The organism is Promicromonospora sp. NPDC019610 (assembly GCF_044389365.1).
GTDB lineage: Bacteria > Actinomycetota > Actinomycetes > Actinomycetales > Cellulomonadaceae > Promicromonospora.
In genome coordinates, this window is the sequence record NZ_JBIRXX010000001.1 from 962,728 (window position 1) to 979,742 (window position 17,015).

The following is a 17,015-nucleotide window of genomic DNA, read 5'->3' on the forward strand; positions in this document are numbered from 1 at the left end:
CCGGCAACAACTAGCCAGCACTCGACGAGGGCGGGTGCGGCGGTGGGTCAGGGCTGGGCGCCCAGGGCGTAGCGCATCGGCTCCAGCTTCGCCTCCGACTCCGCCAGCTCCGCCTCCGGGTCGGACGCCGCGACGATGCCGCAGCCCGCGAACAGCCGGATGTGGCGCGGGTCGGTCGCGGAGATCTCCGCCGACCGCAGGGCGATGCCCCACTCGCCGTCGCCCCCGGCCCCGACCCAGCCCACCGGGCCCGCGTACCGCGCGCGGTCCAGGCCCTCGATCTCGCGGATCAGGCTGCGCGCGGCGGTCGTCGGCGTGCCGCAGACGGCGGCGCTCGGGTGCAGCGCGGCGGCCAGCGAGAGGGACGACGGCGCCGGCCGGCCCGACCTCGCGACCGCGCCCGAACCCGCGTGCTGGTCGGTCAGCACCCCGGTCACGTCCGTCGCGAGGTGCATGACGTTCGGCAGGTGCAGCACGAACGGGGCCTCGGGCACGTTCATCGACGAGCAGAACGGCTCCAGGGCGGCGGCCACGGAGCGCACCGCGAACTCGTGCTCCTCCAGGTCCTTCGAGGACCGGGCGAGCTGAGCGGCGCGCAGCAGGTCGGCGTCGTCGGCGTCCGCCACGCCGTGCTCGCGGCGGATCGTGCCGGCGAGCACGCGCGACGCCACCAGGCCCTTCTCGCTGCGCACCAGCAGCTCCGGCGTCGCGCCCACCATGCCGTCCACGCTGAAGGCCCAGCAGGCGTCGTAGGCGGACGCCAGGCGGCCCAGCAGGTGCCGCGTGTCGAGCGGGTGCTCGGCGGTCGCCACGACGTCGCGGGCGAGCACCACCTTCTCCAGCTCGCCGGTCTGGATCCGGGCGATCCCCTCGGCGACCACGGCAGGCCAGTCGGCCGCGCCCACGGCGCCGTCGGCCAGGACCACCCGGCCCGGCTCCGTCACGGGCTGGTGCGGGTAGGCCCACAGCAGGTCCTCGCCCACGGGTGCGGACCGGTCGCCCACCAGGGAGATCGTGGTCATCCAGGCCTTCTCGCCCCGGCGGCCGACGACGACGCGCGGCACGATCAGCACGCCGCTGGCCCGCGCGGGGTCCTCGGACTCGTCGCCGGGGGAGACGTCGTCGAAGGCGAAGCTGCCGAACGCGACCAGCCCGCTGCCGGGCAGGTTGACGTCGTCGTGCACCACGGCGTTGTCGAGCACCTGGCGCCAGGCCTCGTCGGCGTCGGCGAACCGGCCCGGGCCGAACGTCTCGAACCGCAGCGCCTCGCCCCAGCCCACGAGCCCGTCGCCGTGCCGCACCCAGGCCAGGGCGTGGGTGTCGGGGAGCCGGTCGACGAGGGCGGTCGGGGTGTCCGGCAGGTCGTCGGTCGCCACGGTGCGGACCACGAGCTGCGGGCCGTGCGGGGCGCCCGGCGGCGCCTCGTCGGACACGGGCGGTGTCTCGACCGCCCAGCCGTCGTACACGCTGGTGCCGGAGGGGGAGCCGGTGGGTGTGCCGGGAGTGCCGCCGGAAGGTGAAGCGATCATCGCTTTCAGGATAAGCGCGGGTGCGGCGGCTGCTCGCCGTCGGTAACGGAGGTCACAGCGGTCGGTCGGCGATCCCCGGCACGCCCCCGCGGCGTGAAAGCATGGCGGCATGTCACGTGCGAGCCTGGAGAAGAAGCCGGCCGAGGTCGCGTCGATGTTCGACGGGATCGCTGCCCGCTACGACCTGACGAACGACCTCATCTCGATGGGGCAGGACCGCCGCTGGCGGCGCCTCACGGTCGAGGCCGTCGCCGCGATGCCGGGCGAGCGCGTGCTCGACCTCGCCGCGGGCACCGGCACGAGCAGCGAGCCCTTCGCGGCCGACGGCGCCTTCGTGGTGCCGTCCGACTTCTCGATCGGCATGCTGCAGGTCGGCAAGCGGCGCCGTCCGGACCTGCCGTTCGTCGCGGGCGACGCCACCAGGCTGCCCTTCGCCGACGAGTCGTTCGACGCCGTGACCATCAGCTTCGGCCTGCGCAACGTGGTGGACACGCTCGCGGCCCTGCGCGAGATGCACCGCGTGGTCCGGCCGGGCGGCCGCATCGTGATCTGCGAGTTCTCCACCCCGACCTGGGGCCCGTTCCGCACGGTCTACCAGGAGTACCTGATGCGGGCGCTGCCCGTGGTGGCCGGCGCCGTGACACGGGACAAGGGCTCCTACGACTACCTCGCCGAGTCGATCCGCGGCTGGCACACCCAGGTCGAGCTGGCGAAGCTCATGCTGGAGGCCGGCTGGGAGCACGCCGCCTACCGCAACGTGACGGGCGGCATCGTGGCCCTGCACCGGGCGGTGCGCCCGGCCTGAGCCGGAGGACCGCTCCCGACCTCCCCAAGTAAGGGGAACCTTCCTACACAATCCCCCCTAAGTGTGGCTAGGGTGTCGGTGTTGTGACAGGGTTCACAAGGGCTTGTCAGGAAGCCCTTGCCGAACCCCGCACAGCAGGTCAGCAACGACCAGGCAGCGGGTTCCCAACGGGGGTGAACGTGCGAAGAGTGATGCGCGACGACGCGGATGTCATCGTGGTGGGCGCCGGTCCGGCCGGCTCGTCCACCGCGCACTGGTGCGCGGCCGCGGGACTCGACGTGCTGCTGCTGGAAAAGGGCGAGTTTCCCCGCGACAAGATCTGCGGCGACGGCCTGACGCCGCGCGCCGTGGCCGAGCTCGTCCGCATGGGCGTGCCCACCCGCGAGGAGGACGGCTGGATCCGCAACCGGGGCCTGCGCGTCCACGGCGGCGGCCGCTCCTACGAGCTGGACTGGCCGGACCTCACGACCTACCCGGGCTACGGCATGGCCCGCGCCCGCATGACGCTGGACCAGACCCTGGCCCAGCACGCCCAGGCGAGCGGCGCCAAGCTGCTGGAGCGCACCAAGGTCACCGGCGCCGTGCGCGACGACGACGGCCGCGTGGTCGGCGTCACCGCCCAGCCGCTCGACGCCCGCGGCCGCGCGGAGGGCCCCGTCAAGGAGTTCCGCGCCCCCGTGGTGGTCGCGGCCGACGGCGTCAGCTCGCGCTTCGCGCTCGGCATCGGCCGGGAGCGCCGTGACGACCGCCCCATGGGCACCGCGGTGCGGGCCTACTACCGCACGCCGCGGCACGACGACCCGTTCATGGAGTCGCACCTCGAGCTGTGGGACGGGGAGCCGGGCCGGAGCGCCCTGCTGCCGGGCTACGGCTGGATCTTCCCGCTCGGTGACGGCACGGTGAACGTCGGCCTCGGCAGCGTGTCCTCCACCCCGGCCCGGCAGTCCGCGGCCGGCATCGACTACCGGCGGCTCATGGAGACGTGGCTCGACAAGAGCGCGCCCGAGGGCTGGGACCTGGTGCACGAGCCGGAGCGTGGGCCCATCCGCGGCGCGGCCCTGCCCATGGGCTACAACCGCGGGCCCCTGTACGCGGACGGCGTGCTCCTGGCCGGCGACTCCGCCGGCATGGTGAGCCCGTTCAACGGCGAGGGCATCGCCTACGGCCTGCAGGCCGGGCGCGTGGCGGCCGAGGCGATCAGCCAGGCTCGCCACCGCGCCACGGACGACGCCCGCGAGGCCACGCTCGCCACCTACGCGGAGCGCATGCGGGCCGACCTGGGCGGGTACTACACGCTGGGCCGCTGGTTCGTGCGGCTCATCGAGCACCCCGAGATCATGCGCGTCTGCGTGCGGTACGGCCTGCCGCGCAAGGTCGTCATGCAGTTCACGCTCAAGCTCCTGTCCGACTGCTACGAGCCGCGCGGCGGCGACTGGGTCGACCGCGTCATCGCCGGCCTGACCAGGGTGGTCCCGAGCTCATGAGCATCACGTCCATGAAGGGCACGTCGTCCACGAAGGGCACAGCATGAATCCCTACGTACCCATCCTGATCCTCATGGCGATCGGGGCGGTCCTGGCGCTCGGCGGGGTCGCCGCGAGCGCGATCATCGGCCCCAAGCGGTACAACCGCGCCAAGCTCGACTCGTACGAGTGCGGCATCGAGCCGACGCCGCACGCGGTCGGGGGCGGGCGGCTGCCGATCAAGTACTACCTGGTGGCGATGACATTCATCGTCTTCGACATCGAGGTCGTCTTCCTCTACCCGTGGGCCGTGGACTTCACGACGCTCGCGACGTTCGGGCTGGTGGCGATGCTGGGCTTCCTGGCGCTGATCACCGTCCCGTTCGTCTACGAGTGGCGCCGCGGCGGCTTCGACTGGGTCTGAGAGAGCGACTGGACGCGCGGCGCCTGACGGCGCCGGGCAGCGACGCCGGGCTGGGGCCCGGCAGCAAGGAGGGGACATGGGTGTCGAGGAAGCGCCGTCAGGGTTCCTGCTGACGACGATCGAGGACCTCGCGGGCTACCTGCGCAAGGCCTCGGTGTGGCCGGTGACGTTCGGTCTGGCCTGCTGCGCCATCGAGATGATGGCGGCGGGCGCGTCGCGGTTCGACCTGTCACGGTTCGGCATGGAGGTGTTCCGCGCCTCGCCGCGCCAGGCCGACCTGATGATCGTGGCCGGCCGGGTGAGCCAGAAGATGGCCCCGGTGGTGCGTCAGGTGTACGACCAGATGAGCGAGCCCAAGTGGGTGCTCTCCATGGGCGTGTGCGCGTCGTCGGGCGGGATGTTCAACAACTACGCGATCGTGCAGGGCGTGGACCACGTGGTCCCGGTCGACATCTACCTGCCCGGCTGCCCGCCGCGCCCGGAGATGCTGATCAACGCGATCCTCGGGCTGCACGACCACATTCAGAACGCGCCGCTCGGCGTGAACCGGGTCGAGGCCGCGCGCGCCGCCGAGGCGGCCGCGATGGAGGCCACCCCGACCTTCGAGATGAAGGGCCTGCTGCGATGAGCGACGTCACGCCGGGCGGCGACCAGGGCTCTGCCCTGACGCCCCCGGAGGGGGCGGCCACCTTCGAGGTGGTCGAGGTCAAGAAGGGCATGTTCGGCGCCCACGGCTCGGGCGACACGTCCGGCTACGGCGGCCTGGTCACGCCGGTCGCGATGCCCGCGGCGTCCCCCCGCCCGTACGGGAGCTGGTTCGACCAGGTGGTCGACGTGCTGGCCGAGGTGCTGGACGACGGCGCGCGGACCGGCGGGCCCACCTTCGACCAGGCGGTCGAGAAGGTGGTCGTGGACCTGCACGGCGCCGCGAGCGCCGACGCGCAGCAGGCGGAGCTGACGATCCACGTCGCCCGCGAGCACGTCGTCGCCGTCTGCCAGGCGCTGCGCGACGACCAGGACCTGCGCTTCGAGCTGTCGCTCGGGGTCAGCGGCGTCCACTACCCGCACGACGCCGGCCGGGAGCTGCACGCCGTCTACCACCTGGCCTCGATCACGCACTCCCGCCGGCTGCGGCTGGAGGTCGCCGCGCCCGACGACGACCCGCACATCCGGTCGACCACGTCGGTGTACCCGTCCAACGACTGGCACGAGCGCGAGACCTACGACTTCTTCGGGATCGTCTTCGACGGCCACCCCGCCCTGACCCGCATCGAGATGCCGGACGACTGGGTGGGTCACCCGCAGCGCAAGGACTACCCGCTCGGCGGCATCCCCGTCGAGTACAAGGGCGCCACGGTGCCCCCGCCGGACACGAGGAGGAGCTACTCATGAGCGCTCCCACTGACCACAGGCCGCCGCCCGCCCCGCACGCGACGCGCCCCGCCGGGAACGAGGACATGTCGTCCACCGTGCGCGCCTTCGAGGCGTACGGCGACGGCGACTGGGACGACATCGCGCGCGAGGCGATCGGCGAGGAGCGGATCGTCGTCAACATGGGTCCCCAGCACCCGTCCACGCACGGCGTGCTGCGGCTCATGCTGGAGATCGACGGCGAGACCGTCACCGAGGCCCGCGCCGGTATCGGCTACCTGCACACGGGCATCGAGAAGAACATGGAGTTCCGCACCTGGACGCAGGGCACCACGTTCTGCACCCGCATGGACTACGTGGCGCCCCTGTTCCAGGAGGCCGCGTACTGCCTCGCCGTCGAGAAGCTGCTCGGCATCACCGACGACGTGCCCGAGCGCGCCTCCGTGATCCGCGTGCTCATGATGGAGCTCAACCGGATCTCCTCCCACCTGGTCTGTCTCGGCACCGGTGGCAACGAGATGGGCGCCACCACGGTGATGACCATCGGTTTCACCGCCCGCGAGGAGATCCTGCGGCTCTTCGAGGCCGTCACTGGCCTGCGCATGAACCACGCGTACATCCGCCCCGGCGGCGTGGCCGTCGACGTGCCCGAGGGCTTCACCACCCAGGCGCGTACGGCGCTGAAGCAGGTGCGCGGCTACCTCAAGCAGCTCGGTGACCTCATGCTCGCCAACCCGATCTTCAAGGCGCGCCTGACGAACGTCGGCGTGCTGAACCTCTCCGGCTGCATGGCGCTCGCCGTGACCGGACCGGTGCTGCGCTCCACGGGCCTGCCGTACGACGTCCGCAAGGACAACCCGTACTGCGGCTACGAGACGTACGACTTCGACGTCCCCACCTCGAAGGGCGCCGACTGCTACGACCGCGTTGTGCTCCGCGTCGAGGAGTGCTACCAGTCCCTGAAGATCATCGAGCAGGCCCTGGAGCGGCTCGACCGCACCGAGGGCGAGCCCGTCATGGTCGCCGACAAGAAGATCGCGTGGCCCGCCCAGCTCGCCGTCGGCGGCGACGGCCAGGGCAACTCGCTGGAGCACATCAAGAAGATCATGGGCACCTCCATGGAGGCCCTGATCCACCACTTCAAGCTGGTCACCGAGGGCTTCCGCGTCCCCGTCGGCCAGGCCTGGCAGACCGTGGAGCACCCGCGCGGCGAGCTCGGGGTGCACGTCGTCTCCGACGGCGGCACCCGGCCCTACCGCGCGCACTTCCGCGACCCCTCGTTCAACAACCTCCAGGCCACGTCGGTGATGTGCGAGGGCGGCCAGGTGGCCGACGTCGTCGTCGCCGTCGCGTCCCTGGACCCCGTGCTGGGAGGTGTGGACCGATGACCGCAGACCCGCAGGCGGCCACGAAGACCGGCTACGACGCCGAGACCGTCGCAGCCCTGACCGCCGACGCCACGGCGATCATGGCCCGCTACCCGGACCCCCGGTCCGGCCTGCTGCCGATGCTGCACCTCGTGCAGTCGGTCGACGGGTACGTGAGCCGCGACGGCATCCTGTTCTGCGCCGAGACGCTCGGCATCACGGCCGCCGAGGTCTCCGCCGTCGCCACCTTCTACACCCAGTACAAGCGCCACCCCAACGGCACCTACACCGTGGGCGTGTGCACCAACACCCTGTGCGCCGTCATGGGCGGCGACGCCATCTTCGACGAGCTCAGCGACCACCTCGGCGTGGGCCACGACGAGACCACCGACGACGGCGCCATCACCCTCGAGCGCATCGAGTGCAACGCCGCCTGCGACTACGCACCCGTCGTGATGGTCAACTGGGAGTTCTTCGACAACCAGACGCCCGAGACGGCCACGGCGCTCGCGGACCGGCTGCGCCTCGGCGACGACGTCGTGCCCACCCGGGGTGCCGCGTCCGTCTGCTCGTTCAAGCAGATGAGCCGCATCCTGGCCGGGTTCCCCGACGGCCGCGCCGACGAGGGTGTGGGCGCCGGCGAGCCGACCCTGGCCGGGCTCGCCATCGCCCGCGAGCGCGGCTGGACGGCACCCGACGCGCCCGCCGGCGACGGCGGGGCGGAGGGCACGGACGCCGGGCAGACCAGCCCGCCGGTCGGCACGCCTGGCTCCTCGGCCGAGCGCAAGCCCGCCACGTCGTCCGACGCCGAGGTCGGCAAGGACAAGAAGCCCGGGGAGGACGCGAAGTGAACCTCACACCGGTACTCACCGACACGTGGGACAAGGACCGCTCCTGGCGGTTGGCCACGTACGAGCGCAACGGCGGCTACGCCGGGCTCAAGAAGGCCCTGACCATGGAGCCGGGCGCGCTGGTCCAGACGGTCAAGGACTCCGGCCTGCGCGGCCGCGGCGGCGCGGGCTTCCCCACGGGCATGAAGTGGGGCTTCCTGCCCCCGCCCGACGGCGGCCCGCGGTACCTGGTGGTCAACGCCGACGAGTCGGAGCCGGGCACCTGCAAGGACATCCCGCTGATGCTCGCCAGCCCCCAGCACCTCATCGAGGGCGTGGCGATCACGAGCTACGCGATCGGCTGCGACCACGCCTTCATCTACGTGCGTGGCGAGGTGCTGCACGTCTACCGGCGGCTGCTGAACGCCGTCGAGGAGGCGTACAAGGCGGGCTACCTGGGCAAGAACATCCAGGGCACGGGCTTCGACCTCGACGTCACGGTGCACGCCGGCGCGGGCGCCTACATCTGCGGCGAGGAGACGGCGCTGCTCGACTCGCTGGAGGGCCTGCGCGGCCAGCCGCGGCTCAAGCCGCCGTTCCCCGCCGTCGCCGGCCTGTACGCGCGGCCCACCGTGGTCAACAACGTGGAGTCCATCGCGTCGGTGCCCGGCATCGTCGCCCGGGGGGCCGACTGGTTCTCCTCGATGGGCACCGAGAAGTCGCAGGGCCACGGCCTGTTCTCGCTGTCGGGGCACGTCACCCGGCCCGGCCAGTACGAGGCCCCGCTCGGCATCACGCTGCGCGAGCTGCTCGACCTGTCGGGCGGCATCCGGGCCGGCCACGAGCTGAAGTTCTGGACCCCCGGCGGGTCGTCCACGCCGATCTTCACGCAGGAGCACCTCGACACCCCGCTCGACTACGAGTCGGTGGGCGCCGCGGGGTCGATGCTCGGTACGCGCGCGCTGCAGATCTTCGACGAGACGGTGTGCGTGGTCCGGGCCGTGTCGCGCTGGATCGACTTCTACGCGCACGAGTCGTGCGGCAAGTGCACGCCGTGCCGCGAGGGCACCTACTGGCTCAAGCAGGTGCTGCGCCGCATCGAGGCCGGCGAGGGGCAGGACGGCGACCTGGAGCTCCTGGTCGACCTGTGCGACAACATCCTGGGCAAGGCGTTCTGCGCGCTCGGCGACGGCGCGGTCTCGCCCGTCACGTCGAGCATCCAGTACTTCCGCGCCGAGTACCAGGCGCACATCGACGGCCACGGCTGCCCGTTCGACCCGAGCGCGTCGGCGCTGTTCCCGTACACCCCGAAAACAACGTCACCGGGCGCTGCACTCGTCGGAGCAGCAGGCGCCGGCGCGGGAGGTCACCGATGACCGTCACCACGAACAACCCCCAGACCGAGGCGGCCCCGGTCGAGCTCGTCACCTTCACCATCGACGGCACCGAGGTGAGCGTCCCCAAGGGCACGCTCATCATCCGGGCCGCCGAGCAGGCCGGCATCCAGATCCCGCGGTTCTGCGACCACCCGCTCCTGGCACCCGCCGGCGCGTGCCGGCAGTGCCTCGTCGAGGTCGCCATGCCGGACCGCGAGGGCAACGTGCGGCCCATGCCGAAGCCGCAGGCGTCGTGCACCATGACGGTCGCGCCCGGCATGGTGGTCAAGACGCAGCACACCTCCGCCGTCGCCGACAAGGCGCAGCAGGGGGTCATGGAGCTGCTGCTCATGAACCACCCGCTCGACTGCCCGGTCTGCGACAAGGGCGGCGAGTGCCCCCTGCAGAACCAGGCGATGAGCAACGGGCGGCCCGACACGCGGTTCACCGACGTCAAGCGCACCTTCCCCAAGCCGATCGCACTGTCCACGCAGATCCTCCTGGACCGCGAGCGGTGCGTGCTGTGCCAGCGCTGCACCCGGTTCAGCGAGGAGATCGCGGGCGACGCGTTCATCGCGCTGCAGGACCGCGGCGCGCACCAGCAGATCGGCCGGTACGACGAGGACGTGCTCGGGTTCGCCGGGGCCGAGTCGAGCACCGGCCCCGTGGACCGCCCGATCGGGGAGGCCACCACGGACACGTCCGGGCGGCCCTTCTCCTCCTACTACTCGGGCAACACGGTGCAGATCTGCCCGGTGGGCGCGCTGACCGGCGCGGGCTACCGGTTCCGGTCGCGGCCGTTCGACCTGGTGAGCACGCCGAGCATCGCCGAGCACGACGCGTGTGGCTCCGCGATCCGCATCGACCACCGCCGCGGCCAGGTGCTGCGCCGGCTCTCGGGCGAGGACCCGGTGGTCAACGAGGAGTGGATCACCGACAAGGACCGCTTCGCGTTCACGTGGCAGTCCGCTCCGGACCGCGTCACCACCCCGCTGGTGCGCGAGAACGGCGAGCTGCGCCCCGCGTCCTGGGTCGAGGCCCTGGAGGTCGCGGCGGCCGGCCTGGCCGCGGCGCGCGAGAACGGCGGCGTGGGCGTGCTGCCCGGCGGCCGGCTCACCGTCGAGGACGCCTTCGCGTGGTCCCGGTTCGCCCGGACGGCGCTCGGCACCAACGACGTGGACCAGCGGGTGCGCGTGCACTCCGCCGAGGAGGCCGCGTTCCTGGCCCGCGTCGTGGCCGGCTCCGGCATCGGCGTCACGTTCGGCGACCTGGAGCAGGCGCCCGCGGTGCTGCTCGTCGGCCTGGAGGCCGAGGAGGAGGCGGGCGTCACGTTCCTGCGGCTGCGCAAGGGCGCCCAGGGCAAGGCCGGGACCAAGGTCTTCTCGATCGCGCCCTACGCCACCCGCGGCCTGACCCGACTGGACGGCACGCTGCTCCCCGCGGCCCCCGGCACCGAGGCCGAGTGGCTGACCAGTCTGACCACCAGCCTGGCCGGGGGCCTGCTCCCGGCCGACGCCCCGACGTCCGACATCGACACGAGCGCCCTGGCCCAGCCCGGTGCCGTGATCCTCGTGGGCGAGCGCCTCGCGGGCTCGCCTGGTGCCTACACCGCGGCCCTCGGGCTCGCCGAGGCGACGGGCGCGCGGCTCGCGTGGATCCCGCGTCGTGCGGGCGAGCGCGGCGGCGTCGAGGCCGGTCTGCTGCCGGACCTGCTGCCGGGCGGCCGCCCGGTCGCCGACGCCGCGGCACGCGCCGAGGTCGCCCGGGCCTGGGGCGCCGAGCTCCCGGCGACCCCGGGGCGCGACACCGCGGGCATCCTCGCGGCGCTCGCCTCGGGCGCCCTGGGCGGCGCGGTGCTCGGCGGCGTCGAGCTCGCCGACCTGCCCGACCCCGCCGCGGCGCGCGGAGCGCTCGACGCGACGCAGGCCCGCGGCGGGTTCGTCGTGAGCCTGGAGGTGCGGGCCTCGGAGGTGACCGAGCGGGCCGACGTCGTGCTCCCGGTCGCACCGCCGGTCGAGCGCGCCGGCTCGTACTGGAACTGGGAGGGCCGCGTGCGGTCCTTCGGCGCCGCGCTCGAGTCGAGCGCCCTGCCCGACCACCGCGTGCTGCACGTGCTGGCCCAGCAGCTCGGCGTGGACCTGCAGGCGGGCTCGCCCGCCGAGGCCCATCTCGCGATCGCCCTGACCCAGGGCGCGTGGGAGGGCGAGCAGGTGACGCTGGAGAGCGACGTCCTGACCGCCCCGCCGACCGTCGGGCCGGGTCAGGCGGTGCTCGCCACCTGGCGGCTCCAGCTCGACGCGGGCAGCGGCCAGGACGGCGAGCAGTTCCTCGCCGGCACGGCCAAGCGGCCCGTCGCCCGGATGTCCGCCGCCACGGCGAGCGCCTTCGGGGTGTCCGACGGCGCGCCGGTCATCGTCAGCACGGAGCGGGGCGCCGTCCGGGTGCCCGCCGCGGTGACCGACCAGATGGTCGACGGCGTGGTCTGGCTGCCGCTGGCCTCCGCCGGCTGCCGCGTGCACGAGACCCTCGGCGCGTCCGCGGGCGACCTCGTCAGCGTCAGCCCCCATGTGGCGGACGTCCGGGTCACCACGGCGGCCCGCACGTTCCACGGCTCGGAAGGAGATGCCCGATGAACCCGGTGCTGCTGGCCGAGGCCGCGCCCGGCGTCGCCGCCGACTTCTCGCAGGAGACCATCTGGGCCTCGATCGTCAAGGCCGTGCTGATCGTGGTCTTCCTGCTGACCAGCGTGCTCTTCGCGATCTGGTTCGAGCGCAAGGTCGTGGCGCGCATGCAGGTGCGTCCCGGCCCCAACTGGCACGGGCCGGCCGGCCTGCTCCAGTCGCTCGCGGACGCCATGAAGCTGCTGCTCAAGGAGGACATGACGGTCACGCGGGCCGACCGGTTCGTGTACCTGCTGGCGCCGATGATCTCGGTGTTCTGCTCGCTGCTCGTGTTCGCCGTGATCCCGTTCGGGCCGAGCCTGCCGTTCCCGTGGACCGACTGGACCACGCCGGCGCAGCTCACCGACTTCCCGGTGGCGGTGCTGTACGTGCTGGCCGCCGCGGCACTCGGCGTCTACGGCATCGTGCTCGGCGGCTGGGCCTCCGGCTCCACCTACCCGCTGCTCGGCTCGGTCCGGTCCACGGCGCAGGTGATCAGCTACGAGCTCGCGATGGGCCTGTCGCTGGTGAGCGTGTTCATCATGTCGGGGTCGATGTCGACGTCGCAGATCGTGTCCAGCCAGACGCAGATCTGGTGGTTCATCCCGCTCGCGCCGGCCTTCGTGATCTACGTGATCTCGATGATCGGCGAGACCAACCGCCTGCCGTTCGACCTGCCCGAGGCCGAGGGCGAGCTCGTCTCCGGCTACATGACCGAGTACTCGTCGATGAAGTTCGCCTGGTTCTTCCTGGCGGAGTACATCAACATGCTCAACGTCTCGGCGGTCTGCGTCACGCTCTTCCTGGGCGGCTGGCGGGCACCGGTGCCCGACGGGTTCCTGGGCGGCGCGCTGAACGAGGGCTGGCTGCCCGTCATCTGGTTCCTCGTGAAGCTGTGGGCCGTCATGTTCTTCTTCGTGTGGGTGCGCGGCACGCTGCTGCGCCTGCGCTACGACCAGTTCATGGTCTTCGGCTGGAAGGTGCTCATCCCGGTCGCGCTGACCTGGGTCGTCGTCCTCGCCGTCGTGCAGTGGCTGCAGCGCGTGCAGGGCATGTCCTTCCAGCAGTTCATCCCCGTGATCATCGGGGCAGCCGTCGTCTTCATCGCGGTCATGTGGTTCTGGCCGGAGAAGAAGGAGGCGCCGCCGGGCGGGCCGGACAAGGAGCCCGTCGACGCGTTCGCCGGCGGGTTCCCGGTGCCGCCGCTGCCCGGCGAGAAGCTGCCCCCGTCCAAGCGGTTCGGAAAGGAGGTCCACGGTGAGTAAGTCAGACTCGGGCGAGTACCAGCCCCTGCGGCCGCAGCCGGGACCCATCGGGGAGCTGTTCGCTCCCGTCGCGGGCTTCGGCGTGACGCTGTCGTCGATGTTCAGGCCCACGGTCACGGAGCAGTACCCCCGCGAGAAGGTGCCGACGCAGCGCCGCTTCCACGGCCGCCACCAGCTCAACCGGTACGCCGACGGGCTGGAGAAGTGCATCGGCTGCGAGCTGTGCGCGTGGGCGTGCCCGGCGGACGCGATCTACGTGGAGGGCGCGTCCAACGCGGACCTGGCCGAGAACCAGGGCGCGAACGCCGGCCCGCTGCACGCGGACGACTCCCAGGGCGCGCACATGAGCCCCGGCGAGCGCTACGGCGGCGTCTACCAGATCAACTACCTGCGCTGCATCTTCTGCGGGCTGTGCATCGAGGCCTGCCCCACCCGGGCGCTGACCATGACCAACGACTTCGAGCTGGCCGGCAAGACCCGCGCGGGCATGATCTACGAGAAGCAGGACCTGCTGGCCCCGCTGGCCGAGGGCATGCTCGCGGCGCCCCACCCCATGGTGGAGGGCACCACGGACACGAACTACTACAGCGGTGACGTGCTGGGCCCGACGGCGGCGCAGGTCGCCTGGGTCCGCGAGCACCGGCCGGACGACGAGACGCTGGACGCCGCGGACGCCGTGGCGTCGGGCAGGGCGCCCGCGCCCACCCAGCGGCAGCACGAGCTGCGGCCGGAGGAGGGCCCGGGGGCCGCCGAGCGGTCCGCGGGCGCGGCCGCGGTCGGCTCGGTGCGGGTCCTGGCGAGCGACGCGGCCGGCCCGGCCCGCCCGGGGGTGACGGCATGACCCCCGCCGGCCTGGTGATCTCGACCGGCGAGACCGTCCTGTTCTGGGTGGTCGCGCCGCTCATGGTGCTCGCCGCGCTGGGCCTGCTGTTCGTCAAGCGGGCCGTGCACGCGGCGATGTGCCTGGTGTTCGTCATGGTCAGCATGGCGATCCTGTACATCGCGCAGGAGGCGCCGTTCCTCGGCGTCGTGCAGGTGGTCGTGTACACGGGCGCCGTGATGATGCTGTTCCTGTTCGTGCTGATGCTCGTCGGCGTGGACGCGTCCGACTCGCTCACGGAGACCATCCGCGGGCAGCGCTGGGTGGGCCTGCTCATCGGGATCGGCCTCGCGGTGATCCTGGGCGGCGTCGTGGCGCGTGCCGCGTTCGCGCCCCCGGTCGGGCTGGCCGGGGGAGACCCGGGCGGCGTCGCCAACCCGCAGGCCCTGGCCCGCGTGCTGTTCGGCGACTACGTGCTGGCCATGGAGGCCGTGGGCGTCCTGCTGGTCACGGCCGCCGTCGGCGCGCTCGTGCTGACGCACCGCCGTCGGCTCACCCCCAAGCAGGACCAGCGGGCCGTCGCGGACGCGCGCATCCGGGCGCTGCCCGAGGGCGTCGTGCTCACGCCGCTGCCCTCGCCGGGCGTCTACGCCACGTCCAACGCGATGGACACGCCCGCGCTCGGGCCCGACGGCGAGCAGGTGCCGCAGTCGGTCTCGCGCGTGCTGCGCATCCGGGGCCAGGAGAAGGCCGCGCCGCACGCGCCGGGCACCGAGCTCGTCGAGGCCCGCACGGCCGAGGCCGCCGCGTCCGAGGCCCGGACCACCGAGGGAGAGGCCTGATGGACATCACCAACTATGTGGTCCTGGCCGCCGTGCTCTTCGCCGTGGGTGCCACGACCGTGCTGCTGCGCCGCAACGCGATCGTCGTGTTCATGGGCGTCGAGCTCATGCTCAACGCGACCAACCTCGCCTTCGTCACCTTCGCCAGGATGCACGGCGACCTGACCGGCCAGGTGCTCGCGTTCTTCGTCATGGTCGTCGCCGCCGCCGAGGTCGTCGTCGGCCTCGCCATCATCGTGACGATCTTCCGTACCCGCCGCTCGGCCTCGGTCGACGACGTCAACCTGCTCCGGGGGTAGAGAGTGAACGACGTGATCGGGCTTGCCCCCTGGCTGATCGGCTTCCCGCTGATCGGCGCGGCGATCCTGCTGCTGTGGCCCGTGGTGCTGGGCAGCAGGTCCATCGACCGCTGGGGCCACTGGCTCGGGGTCGCGGCCTCGGCCGCCTCCGGGGTCCTCGCCATCATCCTGTTGTTCCGCATGATCGGCACCCCTGCCGAGGACCGCTCCGTGGACCACAGCCTGTGGACCTGGCTGTCCGCCGGCGGGCTGGACGTGGACCTCGGCCTCCGGCTCGACCCCCTGTCCCTGACCTTCGTGATGCTCGTGACCTTCGTGGGCACGCTCATCCACGTGTACTCCGTGGCCTACATGGACCACGACCCGGACCGGCGCAGGTTCTTCGCGTACCTGAACCTGTTCGTCGCGGCGATGCTCGTGCTCGTCCTGGCCGACTCCTACCTCCTGCTCTTCGTGGGCTGGGAGGGCGTGGGTCTCGCGTCCTACCTGCTCATCGGGTTCTGGGACACGGGGCGGCCGTCGGCCCGCGAGAACGCGGTGGCGGCCAAGAAGGCGTTCGTCATGAACCGCATCGGCGACATGGGGCTCATCGCGGCGATGGCGCTGCTGTTCGCCCACGCCGGCGCCCTGGACTTCGGCACCGCGCTGTCCGACGACTCCGTCGGCTCGATGTCGCAGGCCACGGCCACCGCGATCGGGCTCTGCCTGCTCCTGGCCGCGTGCGGCAAGTCGGCGCAGTTCCCGCTGCAGGCCTGGCTGGGTGACGCGATGGCCGGCCCGACGCCGGTCTCCGCGCTCATCCACGCCGCCACGATGGTCACCGCCGGCGTCTACCTCATGGTGCGCTCCGGCGCGATCCTGGAGGCGGCCCCGACGGCGCAGCTCGTCGTGGTGCTGGTCGGCGCGGTGACCCTCCTGTTCGGGGCGATCGTCGGCTGCGCCAAGGACGACATCAAGAAGGCGCTGGCCGCCTCCACGATGTCGCAGATCGGCTACATGATGCTCGCCGCGGGCCTCGGCCCGGCCGGGTACGCGTTCGCGATCTTCCACCTGCTCACGCACGGCTTCTTCAAGGCGGGGCTGTTCCTCGGCGCCGGCTCGGTGATGCACGCGATGGGCGACCAGACCGACATGCGGCGCTTCGGCGGCCTGTCGCGGTTCCTGCCCATCACCTGGATCACGATGGGCCTGGGCTGGCTGGCGATCCTCGGGATCCCGCCGTTCTCCGGCTTCTGGAGCAAGGACGGGATCATCGAGGCCGCGTTCCTCCCCGTCGAGGGGCAGCCGTGGCGCGCCTGGGTGTTCGGCACGGTCGCCGTGCTCGGCGCGGCGATCACCGCGTTCTACATGACGCGCCTGTTCTTCATGACGTTCGGCGGACGTCGTCCGCGCTGGACCGAGGGCCAGCACCCGCACGAGGGCTCGCCGCTGATGTGGTGGCCGCTGGTGTTCCTCGGCGTCGGCTCCGCCGCCCTGGGCCTCGTGCTCGGCATCGGCGGCACGTTCACCACCTGGCTGGAGCCCGTCGTCGGGCACGCCGAGCACCACGAGCCCGTGCTGCCGGTCTGGCTCATCATCACCGCCACCCTCGTGGTCGTGGTGCTCGGGGCGCTGCTCGCGTTCCGGATGTACGCGGTCCAGCTCGTCCCCGAGGAGGCGCCGCGCGGCTCCGCGCTGACGCGGGCCGCCCGCAAGGACCTCTACCAGGACGCCGCGAACGAGACGCTCGTGGTGCGGCCCGCCTACGGGCTGGCCCGCGTGGTCCAGGTGGGCGACCGCGACGTCGTCGACCGGGGCTGGGGCGTGCTGCCGCAGGCCGTGTCGTGGTTCGGCGGGGTGTTCCGCAAGGCACAGACCGGGTACGTCCGTTCGTACGCAGCGGGCATGGCGGGGGGCGTCCTCGTGATCGCCGTCGTCGCCTGGCTCGTCGTGGGCCTCGGTGGTGCCCAGTGATCGGAGGAGAG

Annotated in this window: 15 protein-coding genes; 14 read left to right on the forward strand and 1 reads right to left on the reverse strand. The window is 72.4% G+C overall.

Annotation, left to right across the window (positions count from 1 at the left end; genetic code table 11):
- Positions 1-47: 47 nt before the first annotated feature.
- Complete coding sequence (locus ACH45N_RS04200) at positions 48-1,529, reverse strand: isochorismate synthase MenF (protein WP_397391451.1); 1,482 nt, start codon at positions 1,527-1,529, stop codon at positions 48-50.
- Positions 1,530-1,638: 109 nt separating this feature from the next.
- Here ACH45N_RS04200 and ACH45N_RS04205 point away from each other — a divergent pair, with 109 nt between their 5' ends.
- The 14 genes from ACH45N_RS04205 to nuoL all read left to right on the forward strand — a co-directional run bounded on the left by ACH45N_RS04205 (position 1,639) and on the right by nuoL (position 17,004).
- Positions 1,639-2,334 (forward strand): demethylmenaquinone methyltransferase, encoded by a 696-nt coding sequence (locus ACH45N_RS04205; RefSeq protein ID WP_397391453.1) that lies wholly within the window; start codon positions 1,639-1,641, stop codon positions 2,332-2,334.
- 191 nt (positions 2,335-2,525) lie between these two features.
- Positions 2,526-3,818, forward strand: a complete 1,293-nt coding sequence (locus ACH45N_RS04210; RefSeq protein ID WP_397391455.1) for a geranylgeranyl reductase family protein — start codon at positions 2,526-2,528, stop codon at positions 3,816-3,818.
- 43 nt (positions 3,819-3,861) lie between these two features.
- Entirely contained in the window at positions 3,862-4,221 is a 360-nt protein-coding gene (locus ACH45N_RS04215) for an NADH-quinone oxidoreductase subunit A (RefSeq protein WP_377228088.1), read from the forward strand.
- A gap of 76 nt (positions 4,222-4,297) precedes the next feature.
- Positions 4,298-4,849, forward strand: coding sequence for an NADH-quinone oxidoreductase subunit B family protein (locus tag ACH45N_RS04220; RefSeq protein WP_020016037.1), 552 nt, complete (start codon positions 4,298-4,300; stop codon positions 4,847-4,849).
- Positions 4,846-5,613: an NADH-quinone oxidoreductase subunit C gene (locus tag ACH45N_RS04225; protein WP_397391457.1), complete on the forward strand. Its 768-nt coding sequence runs from the start codon at positions 4,846-4,848 to the stop codon at positions 5,611-5,613. Before ACH45N_RS04220 ends, ACH45N_RS04225 begins: the two co-directional genes overlap by 4 nt.
- Positions 5,610-6,980, forward strand: a complete 1,371-nt coding sequence (locus tag ACH45N_RS04230; protein ID WP_397391459.1) for an NADH-quinone oxidoreductase subunit D — start codon at positions 5,610-5,612, stop codon at positions 6,978-6,980. The genes ACH45N_RS04225 and ACH45N_RS04230 overlap by 4 nt, the downstream gene beginning before the upstream one ends.
- Positions 6,977-7,810, forward strand: a complete 834-nt coding sequence (nuoE, locus tag ACH45N_RS04235; RefSeq protein WP_397391461.1) for an NADH-quinone oxidoreductase subunit NuoE — start codon at positions 6,977-6,979, stop codon at positions 7,808-7,810. Before ACH45N_RS04230 ends, nuoE begins: the two co-directional genes overlap by 4 nt.
- Complete coding sequence (gene nuoF, locus ACH45N_RS04240; RefSeq protein ID WP_397391463.1) at positions 7,807-9,165, forward strand: NADH-quinone oxidoreductase subunit NuoF; 1,359 nt, start codon at positions 7,807-7,809, stop codon at positions 9,163-9,165. The genes nuoE and nuoF overlap by 4 nt, the downstream gene beginning before the upstream one ends.
- Positions 9,162-11,798 carry an NADH-quinone oxidoreductase subunit G gene (locus ACH45N_RS04245; protein ID WP_397391465.1) on the forward strand — a complete coding sequence of 879 codons (2,637 nt, stop codon included), beginning with the start codon at positions 9,162-9,164 and terminating at the stop codon, positions 11,796-11,798. The genes nuoF and ACH45N_RS04245 overlap by 4 nt, the downstream gene beginning before the upstream one ends.
- The gene (gene nuoH / locus ACH45N_RS04250; RefSeq protein WP_397391467.1) at positions 11,795-13,090 is read left to right on the forward strand and encodes an NADH-quinone oxidoreductase subunit NuoH; all 1,296 of its coding nucleotides are present in this window, start codon (positions 11,795-11,797) and stop codon (positions 13,088-13,090) included. Before ACH45N_RS04245 ends, nuoH begins: the two co-directional genes overlap by 4 nt.
- Positions 13,083-13,931, forward strand: coding sequence for an NADH-quinone oxidoreductase subunit NuoI (nuoI, locus tag ACH45N_RS04255; protein ID WP_397391469.1), 849 nt, complete (start codon positions 13,083-13,085; stop codon positions 13,929-13,931). Before nuoH ends, nuoI begins: the two co-directional genes overlap by 8 nt.
- A complete protein-coding gene (locus ACH45N_RS04260; RefSeq protein WP_397391471.1) occupies positions 13,928-14,752 on the forward strand; it encodes an NADH-quinone oxidoreductase subunit J in 825 nt (274 codons plus the stop codon). The genes nuoI and ACH45N_RS04260 overlap by 4 nt, the downstream gene beginning before the upstream one ends.
- On the forward strand, positions 14,752-15,051 hold the full coding sequence (gene nuoK / locus ACH45N_RS04265; RefSeq protein ID WP_285100873.1) for an NADH-quinone oxidoreductase subunit NuoK: 300 nt from the start codon (positions 14,752-14,754) through the stop codon (positions 15,049-15,051). Before ACH45N_RS04260 ends, nuoK begins: the two co-directional genes overlap by 1 nt.
- A gap of 12 nt (positions 15,052-15,063) precedes the next feature.
- A complete protein-coding gene (nuoL, locus tag ACH45N_RS04270) occupies positions 15,064-17,004 on the forward strand; it encodes an NADH-quinone oxidoreductase subunit L (RefSeq protein WP_397391473.1) in 1,941 nt (646 codons plus the stop codon).
- Positions 17,005-17,015 lie beyond the last annotated feature (11 nt).